Origin of the sequence: Blastopirellula marina, from assembly GCF_002967765.1 — a bacterium.
GTDB lineage: Bacteria > Planctomycetota > Planctomycetia > Pirellulales > Pirellulaceae > Bremerella > Bremerella marina_A.
In genome coordinates this window covers 218,103-235,558 of sequence record NZ_PUHY01000001.1, presented here as the reverse complement: position 1 = coordinate 235,558, position 17,456 = coordinate 218,103, and the positions used below count along the sequence as shown (strand labels likewise).

Genomic DNA, 17,456 nt, shown 5'->3' with positions numbered 1-17,456 from the left:
CCTTAATTGGATGAGATCGACGTCTTGATCAAGCGGACCGTAATCGCGTCCGCTTGATCGTGATCGAGATCAATTTGGTGGTCACCGTTGACGTCGAATGTCCAGATCTGCTCGTTATCCTTCCGTGGTCCGGTAAGCAACGTGTCACCGATCGCGACGCCAGCATTCGATTGATGGGAAATATGCGTAACCTCGGCGATGTGCCCTTCACGCAGCAGACTCGCGTGAACTTCTTCCCCTGGTACCAGGTGCACAAAGTCTTCGGGGATCTCCTGACCATGCGGATCGGTGATCGGGTGACCCAAACGATCGTCCAGGTAATCGACCGCGGCTTCGTCATGCACGTGCTCTAACAGGTCGGCCTTGTCGTGGATCTGATCGCTTGGTGTTCCAAGCCGGGCCAGATAAGCTTCCCAGATACGGTGAGCCCGCATCAAACGCCGTGCCTCAAGCTTGCCGGCTTCAGTCAGCAAATAGTCGTCATTTTCCAGCGGTTGGATCCAGCCGTTGCCGATCATTCGTTGAAGCGTTTTTCGTAGGCTTTGCCCATCGGTACGGACGTTTGCGATGATCGTGTTCAGGCTTGTCGCATGTTGCGGATCACGACGCATGCAGCCGAGGATGTCCTCCGCCAACGTATGCGGAATCGCAGCTCGCTTTCGCAGCCAGGTAGATACCAACCCGAACTTGGGCGAGAAAATTAGCACCATCATGAACTGGAACGTACTGAATAGCACAATGGGCGGGCTTGTTGCGACGTTAAACCACACAGATAGGTAAACGCCACAAACCACGCTACTGATACCAAACAATGCCGCCAGAATCATCATGTGGCTTAGCCTATTCGTCAGCAGATAGGCGGTAGCGGCTGGCGTGATCAGCAGTCCGACCACCAAGATTACACCCACAATTTGCACGGCACTAACGACCACCAATGATGTGCAGGTCGTCATCAAAATATGAATCAATAGCACCGGCAGGCCAATCGATGTCGCCATGATCGGATCAAATGCCGTAAGCAGTAATTGGCGATACCACAGTATGATTACGAACAGCACAATCGCCGTGACTCCAGCCATCATCCATAGTCGTTCCGCATCAACGGCCAGCACGTCTCCCATCACAAAGTGAAAGAGGTCGAGATGGATGTAGTGGGAGAAGATGCTTGCGAGTGCTCCACCGAACGCGAAGATACCGGTGTACATGATCCCAATCGCTGTATCTTCCTTAATTCGCGAGACCCGCGATACAAAGCTCACTAACATCACCGTGGTGAAACCGGCGATCAAGGCGCCCAAAATCATTGCGGCAAAGTGAGCTTCGCGGCCATAAAGCACCTTCATCAATAAGTAACCGCCGGTCACGCCCGCGAGCATCGAGTGCGAAATCGCATCTCCCAGAAACGCCATCCGGCGCAAGATGATTAAACAGCCAATCACGCCTGAGGAGATCGCGACCAGGCATCCCGCCACGATCGCCCGCAGTAGGTAGCTGTTGCCAACAAACGGCTCGACAAATAGCTGATAGAAAGTATCCACTACTTCGCCTTCTCCTGAACCACGCGGTTCAAATGTTCGAAGGCGCGGACGTGGCCGTCGTAGACCTCGCTTAACAGTTCTGGTTGGAGTACTTGAGCAGGTGTCCCGAAGGCGAATAGGCGTTGCTTCAGCAGAATTAACGAATCGAAGAATTCAGCAGCCGTGGCTAGATCGTGATGAACGACCACCAGTGTTCGGCCCGACTTTTTCGCACTCTCCAGCACGTTTAAGATCGCCCGTTCGGTTGCGGCGTCGACACCAGCAAACGGCTCGTCTAGCAGCACCACGCGGGCACCTTGAGCCAACGCCCTGGCCATGAAGACCCGCTGTTGCTGACCGCCGGAAAGCTCACCAATCTGACGTTTCCGAAAGTCCGACATCCGGACGATGGAAAGCGCCTCTTCGACGATTTCGCGATCATGTTTCGAGGCACCCCACTGCCACCAAGGGATGTTGCCGTAGCGTCCCATCATGGCAACTTCCTCAACCGTCACCGGAAAATCCCAGTCGACACTACCACGCTGAGGGACGTAAGCGACTAGCTTGCGAGTTCGTTCAACCAATGTCCCAAAGATGCGGACACTGCCGATATCAGGACGAAGGAAGCCCAAAATGGCTTTCACAAGCGTCGATTTCCCAGATCCGTTCGGTCCAATAATTCCAACCAACTGACCCTGAGGAATCGAAAACGAGACGTCCAGCAATGCGGGTACGGCACCATAGCTGACTGTCAGATGTTCGACCGAGATAGCGGGCGTAGTCGGTTCAATCGATTCGGGAAGTTCTTGGCTGGTGATCATAGGTTGTGGTCGCTGGCTATTCTTGAACCGCCCGTTCAGGTACCTCGAAGGGAACGCGACCGACGACTAAGCTTTCACTGGCACCGGCCCAAATGGTGCGGCTTTCGATTGCCTGATCGTATCCCCGGCGAAAGAGTTCGACTTGAACCGCCTTAGGAACGGAATCGGAAGCGTTTGCCGGGCTCATCTGCACCAGGAATTCATTCTGTCCGGGGCGAAGCTCAAGTTCCAGATCACACTCGATCACTTCCCCGGCGGCGATCGGCTGGTTCACGGAATAAACCGGCTGTCCCTCATACGAGACGGTGAGGGACGCCGCGTCCGAAACGTCCTCTGCGAAGGGATCAATACCAGCGTTGAAAGTCGCAGTGATTTGCAGGTGATAGCTCTCAGCGATTCGTTCCGCTTCCACATTACGGACAGGAAGCTGGTTCTCTGCTAACGTCTGTTGATAGAGCCACGTGATGCCCAGAATCAAGACGGCACTTAGGGTAGCGATGACAATTCGCATGGTCGGACCGCTGAGGTTTCTTTCTACCGGAGTGCCTGAACAATGGTAATCACGTTTTCTCGCATCATCCCAATATAGGTTTCTCCGGCGGTTCCTTCAGCCCCCATCGAATCAGAGTAAAGCTCGCCACCAATCTCGACGTGTGCTTCACGAGCGATCTCGCGGACCATAGTCGGGTTCACCGATGTCTCAACGAAAATAGCTTTGACGTGATGTTGACGAATCGAATCAACCGTTTGCTGACGCCGTTCCGGTGTGATGCCAGCACCAATTTCATTGCCGGTCGACCAACCAACCGGAGTTGCCGCTTTCATCCCATAGGCCTGACAAAAGTAGTTGAATGCATCGTGGCTGGTGACCAGCACCCGTTGTTCGACGGGAATCTTGTTGATCTCACGCAAGATCCATGTGTTCAGGGCGCGAAGTTCGTCGAGATAAAGGGCGGCTCGACTACGATATTCTTCGGCATGATCAGGGTCGACTTCCGCGACGGCGTCCCGAATGTTGCGGACATAGGTTGCCGCGTTGGTGCACGAGAACCATGCGTGCGGATCATGCATTGCTTGTTCGACGCCCGGGACTTCGAGCGGCTTGCAGCCATCGGCACAAGTTACGAGTGGTCGGCCGGATTGTTCGGCCAGCTTCCGCATCCAGTCGTTACCTTCCAGATGCCAACCGTTTTCCAAGCATAAGTCGGCCGTCGACACCAACTGGGCATCCCCAGGCTTCTTTTCGTAAAGGTGAGGATCCTGCCCTGCGGCCAGGACCGACTTTACGATCATCCTGTCTCCAACAACCTGGCGAGCAAAGTCCGCGACCTGTGTGGTCGAACAAACGATGACAGGCTTCGGACTATCCGCTGCTGAAGCGTTGGCGATGCAGAGAACTGCCAGTAACAAACTGATCGAATTACCCAGGCTCATAGCGATTTGTGGTGTCAAAGTTTGGTTTTTGTCTGATCAAAATAATCTTAGGCCATGCGGAAGTGAAAGACAAGGGGGATTTATTTTACCATAACCACATCGATAAACTTGGTGCAGTCGCTGAAACCCGCGAAACTTCCGTCGTTTCAACGTGTTTCATCATGTACGTCCCCACCCTGAATTTCGCATCGCAATTCCAAGGAAGAGATCGATCATGAAATCTTCGTCCCTGGTCGCCCTTGCTGGGCTGCTTTCGTTGGCGTTGAGTATTTCTCAAACGCTCGCTGCTGAGGCGACTCCTGATAACTGGGCCAACTGGCGTGGACCCAACTTCAACGGTACCTCGCTGAGTGCCAAGCCGCCAACCTCTTGGAGCGAAGAGGAGAACATCAAGTGGAAGGTGCCCATCGCGGGCAGCGGAAGCTCGTCTCCAATTATTTGGGGTGAGAAGCTGTTTCTACTAACAGCCGTACCGCAAGAGAAGCCAGATGACGCAGATGCGGTTGATGAAGAGAAAACGGACGAAGCTCCATCGGAACGTCCCCGCGAACGTCAACCGCAGGGTGATTCCGCCGAACCACCACGACGTGGTCCGGGGGGATTCGGTCGGGGCCCTGGAGGTCCGGCGGGACCCGGGGGACGAGGTGGCCGGCCAGGCGGTTTTGGGCGAGGTGGATTCGGTCGCGGTGGGGAAGCACCGACGACGCCGGTTGAATTCACCGTGCTTTGTCTGGACAAGACCACCGGGAAAGAGATCTGGTCCAAGGTTGCCACGCAACAAATCCCTCACGAAGCTGGTCACGGTACCAATACGTTCGCTTCCTCTTCGGTGGTTACCGATGGAAAGATCGTAATTGCCTTTTTTGGTTCTCGAGGAATCTTCTGCTACGACATAGACGGGGGCTTGCTGTGGGAGCGTGATCTCGGCAAACAACAAACACGTAACGCATTTGGTGAAGGCAGCACCCCCGCACTTTATGGCGACACAGTGATTGTGCCGTGGGATCACGAAGGAGACTCGTTCGTCTTGGCTTTGGACGCGAAATCGGGAAAGGACCTTTGGAAGGTCGACCGAGACGAAGCGACCAGTTGGGCGACCCCGGTGGTTACCGAGTTCAACGGAAATGCTCAAGTGATCATGAACGGCACTACGCGTGTTCGTAGCTACGATCTGAAATCGGGCGATCTGTTGTGGGAATGTGGTGGCCAAGCAACGAACCCAATTCCTACTCCGATTATTTACGAAGACATGGCGATCTGCATGACAGGCTATCGCGGTTACGCGGTCTACGCGATCAAGCTGAACGCCAAGGGGGACGTAACCAAGAGCGATGATGCGATCGCTTGGAGCCGTACCGATGTCGGTCCGTACATTGCTTCGGCTACGCTTTACGATGACAAGCTGTATGTGACCAAGTCACGCGATGGCATTCTGTATTGCCTGGATGCCAAGACTGGAGAAACAATTTACGGACCGGAACGTCTACCAGAAGCTTCCACTCTTTACTCTTCGCTAGTCGCGGCCGATGGCAAGGTGTATGTCTCGGATCGGGACGGAACGACCGTGGTCTTGGACGCTGGGCCAGAATTTAAGGTCTTGGCGACCAACCAAATCGAGGAAGGCATTGATGCCTCGCTCGCATTTAGCGGCTCGCAGATCTTCCTGCGTGGATCGGACCACCTTTACTGCATCGAGCAGAAAGACGCCAAATAGAAACAACACAAGAAACGAAAACGCCTCAGAGAAAGTTGCTTCTCTGAGGCGTTTTTTTACTTCTTGTTAGGCCAAACGCTTCAGTTTAGTGATCCGACCGGTACCAACCCATTCCGCGACGAAGATATCTCCCTCAGGCGTGAAGCAAGCATCGTGCGGGTGCACGAACTTTCCTTCGTGCCACTGCTTGGGCTGCATTCGCAGTTGCTTAACGCTGTTGAGCCGTTCCACGTCTTCGCCCAACTGTGCGACGACATTGTAATCCTTGTCAACGATGGACAAACGGGCCTTCAGTTCGGGGACCAACATGAGGTCCTTCCAGGTATCGAGGTTTGCTGGAAGTCCGAAGCCAGCGATCGTCTTTTGGTAATTCCAGTCGGTATCGAAGACCTGAAGCGTGTTGTGGGCGCGATCGCACACAACGTTCTTAGTGTTGGCTGGGTCGCGACGATCGATCCAGATACCATGCGGCGTATTAAACGTTCCCTTGCCGTCGCCTGGCCCACCGAACTTGGCCTTCCAGTTTCCATCTGCGTCGTATTGATGAATGAAGTAAGATCCGTAGCCATCCGAAAGCAGAAATCCGCCGTCATCCAGGAATGCGAAATTGGTCGGAAGAAAACGATCGCGACCCCATACCTTCTGTGGGTCCGATGCTTCACCTTCCGCATAAACCCCTGATTCCATTGGCGCGAACTTCTGCCAGACGGTCTCTCCTTGTGTGGTGAGCTTAGCGAACGATTTAACCTGTTGATAAGCACAAACGTAAAGGAACTCTTCGTTACCTTCCTGGCGAACCTCGATTCCGTGGCCACCCCCTTGGAACTGTTGGCCGAACGCACGAATGAACTTGCCATCCTTATCGAACACGAAAATCGACGGATGATCTTTCTGTTCCGGTCTCCCTTCGTGAATCACGTACAAATTATGTTGGCTATCGACCGCCACATTGTGGGTGGTCTGCCAGGTGTACTTATCGGGCAGTTCCGGAAAGTCGTGGGTGACTTCGTATTGGTAGCCCTCAGTGCCAATCACTTTCTTGTTGCCTGATTTATCTGAGGCATGAACAACAGGTGAGGGGAACAACCCCAGAGAGGAGGCCAGAGCAAGGGAAGATCCGGCCAAAATTACTTCACGGCGCGTTTGCATGGGGTAAACTCGAAAAGAGGTGGGGGAGGTGCTCGGCATGATCGCCGATTCGAAGCCCCGCCCTGTCAGGGGAAAAGGCGGGAAATGACGATATTTCATGTTCTACGCCCAATTTGCCTATCGAGCAAACACTTTCCCGCGATCTCCGGAATCCGGACGATTGCATTTCGCTAACATCCCAATTATCCTAAACTCCTCAAACGGGAATCTAGGAAAACTTGTCATGCAAGATTTGCTGCTACTTCTACTCTCAATGGTCGCTTTCGCCGGCGGGTTCCCCGGTGCATGGTGGGTTGCTGAAAAGCAGCGTCCTGATAATGGGATCCCGATCTTCTTTGGTACGCTCGGCATGTTGATTGTCGGTGGAGCGGGGCTATTTGGCGTCGTTATTTTGGCCGCCAAGCAGTTTTAGGCCCACGGGACACCCCTAAGGCGGTGGCTCGACCTATTCGTTTTGCTTGTATAAGTATGCGTAGGATGCTAGGCTGAAGCTTCCTGCCCGATCTGCCAGCTCGATGATTTGCAGGTCACACCCGTTCTCCTACCTTGGCAAACGATGCTCAGCCAACGATTCCTTCAGCAAGTGCTTACTGCGCTGGTATGTACGGCAGCACTTCTGCCGTTTCCTCTCCGCGCCGAAGAGCCGATCGATTTTGCGACGCAGATTCGACCGCTTCTCTCGGATCGCTGCTTTCATTGCCACGGCCCAGACGCTGAAGGGCGTGAGGCCGACTTGCGACTCGATACGGAAGACGGAGCCCACGATTGGGCGATCGTCCCGGGTGATCCCGAAAGCAGCGAGGTTTTCGCGCGCATCAGTTCGCTCGATCCCAGCGATCGCATGCCGCCTCCGGACTCGAATCGAAATCTCTCGCGCGAAGAGATCGAGCTGATTCGCCGCTGGATTATCCAGGGCGCGAAGTATGAACAGCATTGGGCGTTTAGAAAAATCGAGAAGCCAACAGTACCGCAGATCGAGAACGATGGATGGTCGAAGAATAAGATTGATAAATTCGTGCTCGCGAAATTGCGTCAGGAAGGGGTAGAGCCAAGTCCGCCAGCGGAACCTTGGCGACAGCTCCGACGACTTTCGTTTGATCTCAATGGTCTGCCACCGACGCTGGATGAACTTGATGCGTTTGTAGCTGATCCTCGTGAGGAGAACTATCAAGCGAATATTTCGCGTCTGCTTGATTCCCCGCGTTATGGCGAACGCCTGGCGGCCGAATGGTTGGATGCAGCCCGCTATAGCGACACCTACGGGTACCAAGTCGATCGGGATCGCTTTGTCTGGCCATGGAGAGACTGGGTGATTCATTCGCTCAATGCCAACATGCCGTACGATCAATTCCTCACGCAGCAAATCGCGGGTGACTTATTGCCGGACGCGACACGCGATTCGATTTTGGCGACGACTTTCTGCCGTCTACATCCGCAGAAAGTTGAGGGGGGAAGCGTACCGGAAGAATTTCGGGTCGAGTACGTTGCAGATCGCTCGCAAACGGTCGCCACGGCATTTCTCGGCTTAACGATGGAGTGTGCGCGTTGTCATGACCACAAGTACGATCCTCTCAGCCAGCGCGAGTACTATCAGCTGTTTGCCTATTTCAACAGTATCGACGAGGCGGGACTTTACTCGTACTTCACGCCATCGATTCCCACACCGACGCTGCTGTTGATGAACGAGAAACAGCAGGCAGAATTGGACGACTTGAAAGCCCGGGTAGCTATGCTCGAGGAGGAGCAAGCGGCGCTTTACAAGCAACTCGAAGAAACAACCGATGTCCACAAAATGCGAGCGTATCGCACGAAACCGATCGAGACGCTCGATTTTGACGAGGGAAATGTTGGTGCTAACTCGGCAATATTAGGACCGAAAGAGCAAGCAGTTCAGCTAACGGGCGACGATGCGATTAATTTAAAGACCGGTAATTTCCTTCGGCATCAACCATTCTCGGTTGACTTGTGGATGAAGACCCCTGACGAAAAAGAGCGGGCCGTCATCTTTCACCGATCACGAGCATGGACCGATGCAGGCAGCCGTGGCTACGAACTGCTTTTGGAAGATGGACGATTGAAATGGTCACTTATCCATTTTTGGCCCGGTAATGCGATCAGCGTGAAAGCCACGGACGCTTTTCCGGTCAACGAGTGGCAACATGTCACGGTCACTTACGACGGATCGAGCCACGCGTCGGGCCTCAATATTTACGTGAACGGCAAGCCTGTCAAAGTGGATGTCGTTCGTGACAAGCTAACGAAGCAGATCACGGGAGGTGGCCAAGATCATATCGCCATCGGAGAACGGTTTCGAGATCGAGGCTTCACCGGTGGTCAGGTCGATGAATTCGCCGTTTATGATAAAGAGCTAACGGTTGCTGAAATCGGCGTGATCAACGATATCGATCCGACAGCGGAAGAACTTCGCGACAATCTAATTCGTCGGGTACGCGACGAATGGACGCAGGCAACTGAGAACTTGTCGGCCGCTCGCAAAGAGCTAAACGACATGCTCGACCGAACCCGCGAAATCATGGTGATGGACGAACTCGACGAGCCTCGTCCAACGTACCTGTTGGCTCGCGGTTCCTACGATGCGCCGACCGATTTAGTTGAGCCCAAGACGCCGGAAGCATTGCCCGATTTTAACGATAAATGGCCTGACAACCGTTTGGGACTCGCCAAGTGGATGACCGATCGAAGCAATCCCTTGACCGCGCGGGTTGCTGTGAACCGGTATTGGCAATTGCTGATGGGAGAAGGTCTCGTTCGCACGCCGGAAGACTTCGGCAACCAAGGTTCACCGCCGACCCACCCGCAACTGTTAGATTGGCTGGCGGCCGACTTCATCGAGCATGGCTGGGACGTGAAACGTTTGTTGCGACAAATCGTTTCGTCCGCGACATATCGGCAGTCGTCGGAGGTCAGTTCCGACATGCTTTACCGTGATCCTGAGAACAAACTTCTCGCTCGAGCAGGTAAATTCCGCATGTCGGCTGAGATGGTGCGTGATAACACGCTATTCACGAGTGGCCTGTTGGTTGAGCATATCGGCGGCCCGCCAGCGAAGCCCTACGAAGTCGCCAGTTCGTTTAAGCCAGTTCCCCACGATCATGGTAAAGGGCTCTATCGGCGTTCGCTTTATACCTTCTGGCAGCGTACCAGTCCTGCCCCCGCGCTGATGACATTTGATGCCTCGAAGCGAGATGTCTGCCAGCTCAAACGGGAAAGAACCTCTTCGCCTCTTCAAGCGTTGGTGTTGTTGAACGGTCCTCAGTACGTAGAGGCTTCCAAAATGTTAGCCGCACGGCTCATGCAGCAATCGCAAGAGGGAGAGAATGATGATGCGCGAGTAAAGCGTCTCTTTCGAATGTTGACGAGCCGATTTCCTACTGATGAGGAACTGGCAATTTTGCGGCAGCTGCATTCAGATCAATTAGCTCATTTCAAAGAAACACCAGATGCGGCCGACCAATTGTTAGCGGCCGGTGAGGCCAAAGTGCCAGAGAAGCTACCACCTGCCCAACTTGCTGCACTGACGGTTGTGGCGAACATGGTGATGAACTTTGACGGTTGCGTGACACGTCGTTAACAAGGAATTGAGTGATGATGGTTACACGTCGGCAACTACTGCAATCCAGCGCTTGGGGACTGGGTAGCTTAGCGTTCGGCCACATGATGGCGTCTGAAAGCCAAGCCGTCTCAGGGGTTTTGAATGGATTGCACCACGCCCCCAAGGCAAAGCGGGTGATTTTTCTGTTTCAAGCAGGCGGGCCTTCGCAGTTGGATCTGTTTGACTACAAGCCCGTGCTCAATCAGCAACATGGAGAGCAATTACCTGCATCGGTCCGCGGTGAGCAACGCCTCACCGGGATGAGTGGAAATCAATCAAGCTTGCCGCTGGTCGGATCGCCATTTCAATTCGCCCGACATGGGCAATCGGGCACATGGCTGAGCGAATTGCTACCTCATACCGCTAAGGTTGTTGACGAGATCAGCGTAATTCGCTCGGTAAATACTGAGGCAATCAATCACGGGCCAGGTGTCACGTACGTACAAACAGGCTCGCAGATTCCGGGACGCCCTTGTATCGGTTCGTGGTTGAGTTACGGGTTAGGAACTGAGAACGACAATCTTCCGGCGTTCGTGGTATTGGTCACAGCGAACAAGGGAGGCCAGCCGTTGGCGGCTCGGCTATGGGGAAACGGTTTCCTACCATCGCATCACCAAGGGGTTCAGTTCCGTAGCGGTAGTGATCCGATCTTGTACCTCAACAGTCCAGAGGGAATTGACCGTAAAAGCCGGGAAAAGGCCCTCGCAAGCTTAGACGAACTCCATCGGCTGCAACCGGCGGACGGACTGGTCGACACCAGGATTCGCCAATACGAACTTGCCTTTCGGATGCAGGCGTCGATTCCTGAAGTGACCGACCTGACAAGCGAACCAGAGCACGTTCTAGAAATGTATGGACCTGATTCGCGCAAGCCCGGGACGTTTGCGGCCAACTGCCTGCTCGCCCGCCGCTTGGCCGAAAAGAATGTGCGTTTCATCCAGCTTTATCATCAAGGATGGGATCATCACGGAGGACTGCCGAGCAGCTTGAAAACGCAATGTCGCGAAACCGACCAGCCAGCGGCCGCACTTATTCGCGATCTCAAGCAGCGCGGAATGTTGGACGAAACCTTGGTCGTCTGGGGTGGTGAATTCGGGCGGACTAATTATTGTCAGGGCAAACTCGGCGCTGACAGTTTTGGTCGCGATCATCATGGACGCTGCTTTACCGTTTGGATGGCGGGCGGCGGTATCAAGGGTGGTGTTAACCTCGGTGCGACCGATGAGTATGGATTCAACATCGTCGACCAGCCAGTTCACATCCATGATCTGCAAGCGACAATCATGCATGTGATGGGGATCGATCACGAACGCCTAACGTTTCGTCACCAGGGCCGCGCCTTCCGTTTGACCGATGTTCATGGCAATGTGGTCAAGCCGATTCTGGCATAATTCAAAACGGGCTCACGAATAAAAACCATTCTTCTGAGAGGGAACTCATCAATGAAGATCGGTATTCTGCAGGCGGGTTACGTCACCGAGTCGTTGGCAAAAACCTATGGCCAATACCCCGAGATGTTTCAGCGACTGCTTGCGGGGAACGGCTTTGAGTTCGAGACGTTCGTGGTAGTTGCCGACGAGTTCCCGCGAAATGTCAACACCTGCGATGGCTGGTTGATCACCGGATCCGGAGATGGCGCTTACGAGCCCCATGCCTATATTCCGAAGTTAGAAGCGCTGATCCGTGCTATCTACGCTGCGGAGATTCCTCTCGTGGGAATCTGCTTTGGACATCAAATCATGGCTCAAGCTCTTGGCGGAAAAGTCACTCAGTTCGAAGCCGGCTGGAATATCGGCCAAATCCGTTACGAATCTAGTTCCGGTAATGTCCGTTGCTTGGCGATGCATCAAGATCAAGTCGTTATCGCGCCGGCAAACTCTGAGGTAATCGCGTCATCGGAATTTTGTGCCAACGCTGGGCGGAATGGTTTCAAAGCGCTGAGCTATCAGTTTCATCCTGAGTTTTCGCCAGAATACACCCGCGATTCCATTGCGGCCAAGTCAGGAAGTAGCTTGTCGGAGGACCAAGCGGAGAAGGCGATCAGTACCATCGGTGAGAGCAACGACTCTGATCAGATCGCTCGGCAGCTGGCTGAGTTCTTTATCTCAGCAAACCAGGCTCGCCAGAATTCAGAAGAGGCTATATAGCTGATGGATTCGACTTCCTGAGCAACGGAATATCGCAAATGGCTTGCCGTGCTAAGCAATTGGACCAAGCTGCCTATCGCAGAACATGGATAGGCAGCGGAGACACTCTGGTGACTATTCGTCGTCGGCACGCATCCATGGTGTCAGCGTTGGCTTGTAGTCCAGTACTTCTTCCGGCTGGAAGTAGAGATCGATTTCTCGTTTGGCGGCATCAGGGCCATCCGAAGCATGAACCAAGTTCATCTGGCGGCTGCTGCTGAAATCGCCGCGGATGGTGCCAGCTTCAGCCTTCAAACCGCTGGTGGCGCCCAAAATGCCGCGGACGACGCTGATTGCTTCCAAACCTTCCAGCACCAAGGCCACAACTGGAGCGGCGGTGATGAACGACTCCAGGCCTGGGTAGAATGGCTTGCTGACGTGCTCGGCGTAGTGTTGCTTCGCCAGATCCGGAGTAATACGGATCAGCTTCATGGCGATGATATTCAAGCCTTTGTCTTCGAAACGGCCCAAAATACGACCGATTAAGCGACGTTCAACACAATCAGGCTTCAGAAGAACTAGCGTACGTTCCATTGCGATAACTCCAAGGATCAGGGTGAGATGGCGGATTCTAGCGAATTCGCGGTGTCCCCTCAACCAGGAGTCGCGAGGCTACGCGGCAACTTAACGCGTTCAAACCGCCACTATTTGCTTGGCACGCCCATGATGATTGGGGGTGACTCAATAATCGGCGTAGAAATTGTCTCCTCCATATTCGAGACAGACTCTTGCATCGCTGGGGTGGGTTGATGCATCACCGGATAGTACGGCTGATAAGCGGGCATTGGCGTGTGATGCCGCGGCGGTTGATTCCAATAGTCCCCTTTGGAGTGGTAGCCGTCGCTCCAGAATTCGCCGAAGAAACGCATCACGCGGTTCCAGTTCGCCTGGGCGGGAGCTGGCGCGAAAGTCACACACAACAACAAGACTACCACTGTTCGTTGAATGGTACGCAACACCATTGATACTCCCTTTCACCCAATAGCCATTCCACTGGTTCCTTCATCGGCGGGCTGAATGCATTGCCAGCATGGAATTCAGCTGAAGTGACGGAAAGGGCCGAGGGCGTCTATCGGTTTGGGGTGGCCATATCGGCCGCGCCGCCTAGGGAATCTGTAGCGACGTCAGTGGTCCGACTGCGGTGGTCGAGACCTTTCTCAGGTCGTACTTGGTTAACAGATTGTTGATATCGTCGAGGGTGACGTTGCGATACGCATCGACGGTTTCTTTCACAGTACGAAGGCTTCGCCGCTGCGTCCAACTCGAGCCAACCGAGAATAGGCGACTCGAAGGTCGCTCGCTTCGTAAAACAACGTGCGAGCAGGCCTTGTTCTTGGCAAGTTCCAACTCGTGAGCCGTGACACCGTCGGCCATCAGCTTTTCGACTTCATGCGAAACGACATCAAGCACACGCTGGGTATCCTGCGGGGCACAGCAAACGTAATTCATTATCACGCCACAACCTTGGAATTCGTAGGATTCCATTGCTGCAAACTCAGCGATTCCCGGATCAACCAACTCCCAGAAGAAGCGACTACCGACGTCGTCTCCCATGATCGTTCCCAACAATCGGGCGGCGTAACGGTCCGCATCTTCCGAAGCAGGCGACTCGGCCAGCTGGATAACGTACTCCTGGATCGAATTCTCTTTGGTGAAGAACTGGAAGTTACTCTGTCCCTGCGGCCGTGCCGTGTTGCGGGTGACTTCGTGCTTCTTCCAGTCGCCACATAGCTGGTTGGCTTGATCGACGAGCGCGTCGAAGTCGACGTTGCCAGTTGCCACGAGGGTGATATTGCTGGGACTATAACGTTGCTCGAAGTAACCCATCATCTGGTCTTGCGTAAGGTCGCCGACCGATTGTTGGGTACCTAGCACGCTGTTGCCCAGCGGATGCTCGCCAAAGTAAGCGGCCATGCTCTTTTCGTGACCGCCGTACGGAGGCTGGTCGTCGTATTTCATGATCTCTTCGAGGATCACCTTTTTCTCGGTGTCGAAATCCTCTTGACGCAAGGTTGGCCGCATAATGTCGGCCAACAGGTCGATAATCTGATTTTGCAATTCCGGAAGGACGACCGCGTAATAAACGGTCTTTTCTTCACTTGTGAACGCATTGGACTGCGCACCGAGTTCGTCCAGCTCGCGATTGACGTCTTCGGCCGTACGTCGTGCCGTCCCTTTGAAGACCATGTGCTCCAGGAAGTGACTCACGCCAGCAACTTCTGCGGTTTCGTCACGTGAGCCTGCCTTTACGAAAAAGGCGGTCGCCAAGGAGTAGGCGTTGGGATTGACTTCCGCGACAATATCCAAGCCGTTATCAAGCGTCGCTTGACGAAATTCCACTCGGAACCTCCAATTTCTTTGCACCGATGGTCGTGACACGATAGTGACCAGGTGGATTCTTTTTGAGATAGGCGTTGATCGTATCGACGGTGATCTCGTCGACCGTCTTCGCTAGTTCGTCCATCGTGCGAATGCGTCCCAGGTGATACCAGTCGCCTGCCATGGAAGAAGCCCGTGAAGAACTCGACTCCTGTTGCATGACGATCCCACTCTTAAAGCGAGCTTTCAGACGCGTAAGTTCATCTTGTTGAACCCCTTTCGGGAGCTCTTCAAACTGCTGCAGCATGACGTCCAGCGTCTCTTGAGCACGCTCGGTACTCGTACCAGCGTAGGCAAGGATCGAACCTTGCGTGCGAAGCGAATGACAAGCAGCGTAAACGGTGTAGCAGAGCCCTCTTTTCTCGCGGACTTCACTGAACAAACGAGAACTCATCCCGTCGCTCATAATGCCAATCACAGCTCGTGATTGATAAAAATCAGGATCGGAGACTGGTACCCCATCGAAACCAAGGGCGACATGGGTTTGACTGGAATCAAATGGAATATGAACGTAGTCGGGCAGCTTCGTGCCGAGATAGCTCTTCTTACCTGGCTTTGCTTTCCAGCCGCCGTAAAGCGATTCAACGTGGTCGCGAAGTTGATTCCAATCGAAATTGCCGGCGACACTAATGATGGTTTCATCGGGTCGCATCCAATTGTCGTAGAACTGACGCGCGACATCCGGCGTGAGCGACTCGACCGAGGCTGGCGTACCGGTTGGATGCCAGCCCCAAGGATCGGGGTAGATTTGTCGCCGGAGGGTGATCATCGCCTGCTGGTGAAGATCATCTTCTAATGCTCGCAGCTCTTGAAAGCAAACCTGCTTGGCGTCTTCAAACTCGTCGTTAAGGAAATGGGGACGCTGAACCAGATCGGCATAGATGCCCAACGTTGCGCCCAAATGCTCAGCCAGCAAAGCACCACTGAACGTGATATGACTAGCCGAAACACCGCCTCCGCGTGCCACTCCTAAGTAATCTAACGCCTCGACAAATTGGCGACTGTCGTAATCACCACAGCCACGTTGGACCCAGTCACATAATAGGTTGGCGACACCGCGATTCGACTCTTCTTCACGCTGAACGCCAGCTGGGATCACAACCGCGAACGCGGCTGATTGTAGCCAAGGCATCGACTCCGCGAGGAGGGTCAATCCGTTGTCAAAGCTCTCGGAGTGGATTGTCGAATGCACGTTCTTGCCGTCGCTTCCCGTCGCAAACAAAGCTGTAATTGGAAATAAGGGTGGGCCTAGCCCAGATTAAAACGGGAGGGAGAATTCCCTACAAGCCCCGGTCGATCGTAATGAGACCCTACGAAATTCGATCTAGGCTTGCGTGGTGGTCTGCACGGTGCCCATTTCGACTGCCTTGTAGACCGTTGCGGCTATGCGAAACCCCAGGCGTTCATACAAGCGGATCGCCCCGATATTTTGCGAGGTTACTTCCAGTGAGGCTCGTGGCATACCCTGCTGCCTGAACCCATCCAGGGCCTTTAAGAGCAGCAGGGCACCTATTCCCAGCCCGCGGAAACCAGGGACGACGCCCAAGTTCTGAATGGATCCATTGCCATCGCGATCACGGACGCCTTGCACGGTCGCAACCGGACGCCAGTTGGCGGTTGTCGCGTCTTCATTCTCAATCAACCAAGTGGCTGCGGGGATGAATCCATCCCGCATCGAAATCTCGCGCATCAATCGAAAACAGCCCTCGGAGTCTCCCAGGCATGGAAACACATTCGCATCGACTTCGAATCGGAAGCTCTGGAATTTCACCTCAGCGTGTCGCTTCAACATTTCGGCATTCCAGGGACAGTAACGAAACCCTGAAGGTAGGGGGGAAGCCTCTGGGAGGTTATCCAGAGGAATCTCCATCCGAAATCGTTTGAAATAGGTCAACGCCACCGGTCGTCATCCAGGAAGGGCAAGCGCGAGCATGATCGCTATCATGCTTCAGTGTAGCTCTTTACGACAATTAATGCGACTCGATTCTTGCCGCAAGCCTCTGGTCGTATCGTCCAATTTGGATTAGGAAGTCGCTTTAACTGGCTTCGATTTCGAGAAAACCTGGGCTTCGTTATCTCTTTCCCAATCATTCCGGTCGTAACAAACGACCGACGTGTCCGTCTCTTGGACATCTAGGCGAACGAGATCGAAGCCCATCTGCGTAATCTCGGTGAAAAGCTGATGGGCAAGGTTTTCGACCGAAGTCGGACCATCGAATTCACGAAGCTTCAGATCTTCGCCATGAATCTCCATGTGCTGTTTCAGCGTGGCAAATAGTGGATCATTTACATTGATCAGCATGCCATGATCGTAGAAATCCTTTAGGAAAGGTCCGATTTTGTCGTCGAAGTCGGAGAATAACGTCGAATAAGATCCGGTCCGCTGCACGTCGAAGTGGCATACGATGCCATAGCGATGGCCATGCAGATTCCGGCACTTGTCCTGCAGCTCCTCGTTACGATGGGCCGCGTAAAACTTGTACTGTTTCTGAATGATCATCCTGAACTCCGGCTGCGTTGACGTTCTCTTATAAGCACGATTGTTTCCCCTCGGTCGCCAAAGTACAAGCAACCCAGTCTAAACATCGTACACCTCAGCGAATTGACCGTAGTCGTTGCCACTTTTTAACTTCGGACAACACA

The 17,456-nt window shown here is 53.8% G+C and carries 16 protein-coding genes; 5 read left to right on the top strand and 11 right to left on the bottom strand.

Translation table 11 applies throughout. The features are described 5' to 3' along the window. Positions 1–2 precede the first annotated feature (2 nt). Genes C5Y83_RS00865 through C5Y83_RS00850 form a run of 4 tightly spaced genes read right to left on the bottom strand, consistent with a single transcriptional unit; the run spans position 3 to position 3,772 of the window. Positions 3–1,538, bottom strand: a complete 1,536-nt coding sequence (locus C5Y83_RS00865; protein WP_105327751.1) for an iron chelate uptake ABC transporter family permease subunit — start codon at positions 1,536–1,538, stop codon at positions 3–5. Beyond that, positions 1,538–2,338 carry a metal ABC transporter ATP-binding protein gene (locus C5Y83_RS00860; RefSeq protein ID WP_105327750.1) on the bottom strand — a complete coding sequence of 267 codons (801 nt, stop codon included), beginning with the start codon at positions 2,336–2,338 and terminating at the stop codon, positions 1,538–1,540. Before C5Y83_RS00860 ends, C5Y83_RS00865 begins: the two co-directional genes overlap by 1 nt. A gap of 16 nt (positions 2,339–2,354) precedes the next feature. Then, a complete protein-coding gene (locus tag C5Y83_RS00855) occupies positions 2,355–2,849 on the bottom strand; it encodes a hypothetical protein (RefSeq protein WP_105327749.1) in 495 nt (164 codons plus the stop codon). 23 nt (positions 2,850–2,872) lie between these two features. After that, positions 2,873–3,772: a metal ABC transporter solute-binding protein, Zn/Mn family gene (locus tag C5Y83_RS00850; RefSeq protein WP_105327748.1), complete on the bottom strand. Its 900-nt coding sequence runs from the start codon at positions 3,770–3,772 to the stop codon at positions 2,873–2,875. 214 nt (positions 3,773–3,986) lie between these two features. Here C5Y83_RS00850 and C5Y83_RS00845 point away from each other — a divergent pair, with 214 nt between their 5' ends. After that, entirely contained in the window at positions 3,987–5,486 is a 1,500-nt protein-coding gene (locus C5Y83_RS00845; protein WP_105327747.1) for a PQQ-binding-like beta-propeller repeat protein, read from the top strand. A gap of 66 nt (positions 5,487–5,552) precedes the next feature. Here C5Y83_RS00845 and C5Y83_RS00840 read toward each other — a convergent pair whose 3' ends face one another. Then, positions 5,553–6,635 carry a hypothetical protein gene (locus C5Y83_RS00840; RefSeq protein ID WP_105327746.1) on the bottom strand — a complete coding sequence of 361 codons (1,083 nt, stop codon included), beginning with the start codon at positions 6,633–6,635 and terminating at the stop codon, positions 5,553–5,555. 223 nt (positions 6,636–6,858) lie between these two features. Here C5Y83_RS00840 and C5Y83_RS00835 point away from each other — a divergent pair, with 223 nt between their 5' ends. The 4 genes from C5Y83_RS00835 to C5Y83_RS00820 all read left to right on the top strand — a co-directional run bounded on the left by C5Y83_RS00835 (position 6,859) and on the right by C5Y83_RS00820 (position 12,395). Continuing rightward, entirely contained in the window at positions 6,859–7,047 is a 189-nt protein-coding gene (locus tag C5Y83_RS00835; RefSeq protein ID WP_105327745.1) for a hypothetical protein, read from the top strand. 171 nt (positions 7,048–7,218) lie between these two features. After that, complete coding sequence (locus tag C5Y83_RS00830) at positions 7,219–10,227, top strand: DUF1553 domain-containing protein (RefSeq protein ID WP_199194951.1); 3,009 nt, start codon at positions 7,219–7,221, stop codon at positions 10,225–10,227. Between the two features lie 17 nt (positions 10,228–10,244). Then, positions 10,245–11,639 carry a DUF1501 domain-containing protein gene (locus tag C5Y83_RS00825; RefSeq protein ID WP_105327877.1) on the top strand — a complete coding sequence of 465 codons (1,395 nt, stop codon included), beginning with the start codon at positions 10,245–10,247 and terminating at the stop codon, positions 11,637–11,639. Between the two features lie 51 nt (positions 11,640–11,690). Continuing rightward, positions 11,691–12,395: a type 1 glutamine amidotransferase gene (locus C5Y83_RS00820; protein ID WP_105327743.1), complete on the top strand. Its 705-nt coding sequence runs from the start codon at positions 11,691–11,693 to the stop codon at positions 12,393–12,395. 114 nt (positions 12,396–12,509) lie between these two features. On the opposite strand, the gene ndk is transcribed toward C5Y83_RS00820, so the two are convergent. The 6 genes from ndk to C5Y83_RS00790 form a co-directional block, all read right to left on the bottom strand. Further along, positions 12,510–12,968: a nucleoside-diphosphate kinase gene (gene ndk, locus C5Y83_RS00815; RefSeq protein ID WP_105327742.1), complete on the bottom strand. Its 459-nt coding sequence runs from the start codon at positions 12,966–12,968 to the stop codon at positions 12,510–12,512. Positions 12,969–13,078: 110 nt separating this feature from the next. Beyond that, a complete protein-coding gene (locus C5Y83_RS00810) occupies positions 13,079–13,396 on the bottom strand; it encodes a hypothetical protein (protein WP_105327741.1) in 318 nt (105 codons plus the stop codon). 142 nt (positions 13,397–13,538) lie between these two features. Continuing rightward, positions 13,539–14,774, bottom strand: coding sequence for a M16 family metallopeptidase (locus C5Y83_RS00805; protein WP_105327740.1), 1,236 nt, complete (start codon positions 14,772–14,774; stop codon positions 13,539–13,541). Next, positions 14,749–15,945, bottom strand: a complete 1,197-nt coding sequence (locus C5Y83_RS00800) for a M16 family metallopeptidase (RefSeq protein WP_233207002.1) — start codon at positions 15,943–15,945, stop codon at positions 14,749–14,751. Before C5Y83_RS00800 ends, C5Y83_RS00805 begins: the two co-directional genes overlap by 26 nt. A gap of 192 nt (positions 15,946–16,137) precedes the next feature. Further along, on the bottom strand, positions 16,138–16,605 hold the full coding sequence (locus C5Y83_RS00795) for a GNAT family N-acetyltransferase (protein WP_233207001.1): 468 nt from the start codon (positions 16,603–16,605) through the stop codon (positions 16,138–16,140). A gap of 231 nt (positions 16,606–16,836) precedes the next feature. Next, complete coding sequence (locus C5Y83_RS00790; RefSeq protein ID WP_105327738.1) at positions 16,837–17,313, bottom strand: 6-pyruvoyl trahydropterin synthase family protein; 477 nt, start codon at positions 17,311–17,313, stop codon at positions 16,837–16,839. Positions 17,314–17,456 lie beyond the last annotated feature (143 nt).